The organism is Roseateles sp. P5_B10 (assembly GCF_056400485.1).
In genome coordinates, this window is the sequence record NZ_JBFULE010001484.1 from 1 (window position 1) to 685 (window position 685).

Annotated in this window: 1 protein-coding gene; it reads right to left on the reverse strand. The window is 60.9% G+C overall.

The window, feature by feature from the left end; translation table 11 throughout:
- Nucleotides 1-465, reverse strand: a 465-nt coding sequence (locus AC1DU6_RS34120; RefSeq protein WP_477862854.1) for a 2-oxoglutarate and iron-dependent oxygenase domain-containing protein, incomplete at its 3' end; no start/stop codon positions are given.
- Nucleotides 466-685 lie beyond the last annotated feature (220 nt).

Sequence of the window (685 nt, forward strand, 5' to 3'; positions counted from 1 at the left end):
GCGCAGCACGCGCAGCAGGGTCTTGCTGCTGCCCTGGATCATGTTCGACAGTGGCTCGCGGTACTTGGCCGCGATCTCTGGCGGCGTGTAACGCTCCACCCAGCCCAGCAGTTCCTCCGCCAGCGCATTGGCTTCGCGGTAGTAGGTGAGGGCGTCTTCCTTCAACTGCTCGGGGATGCGGCCCCAGGGGTAGACGTGGAAGTACTCCTTGATGTCCTTCTGCTTGGAACCCTTCGCGGTTTCCGAGATGGCGGTCGAGAAATACCCATCCTGGGTTTCCTTGGAAAACGCGTAGCCATGCTTGGCCTCGCTGTTGAAGAAGGCCAGCCAGTCGGCGTAGATCTTCTCGACCAGGGTTTGGCGGATCGGGTGGTTGGTCAGCACGCCGAAACCGGTCTCGTGCAGGGAGCGGGTGAACTTCTCCGCGGCGTCGGGCGCGCGGTAGTCAACGACCTGGACTTGCATCTGGGATCTCCTGAATGTCCCTCGCGTTCAACCATTCAATCTCGGGGCTGGCGCGACCACCAAGTTTACGGGCCAGTCAACTTTGCTGCATCCCGGTGCGTGAACTTTGTCGCACCCCGTCCACCTTGTCGGGCAAACCCGGAGTGCTAGAGTCCGCCCCTGATACTTTTATTCCTTCCCGTCCCTTTTGCAGTTGCCCCTGGCAACAGCAGAGGTGGGT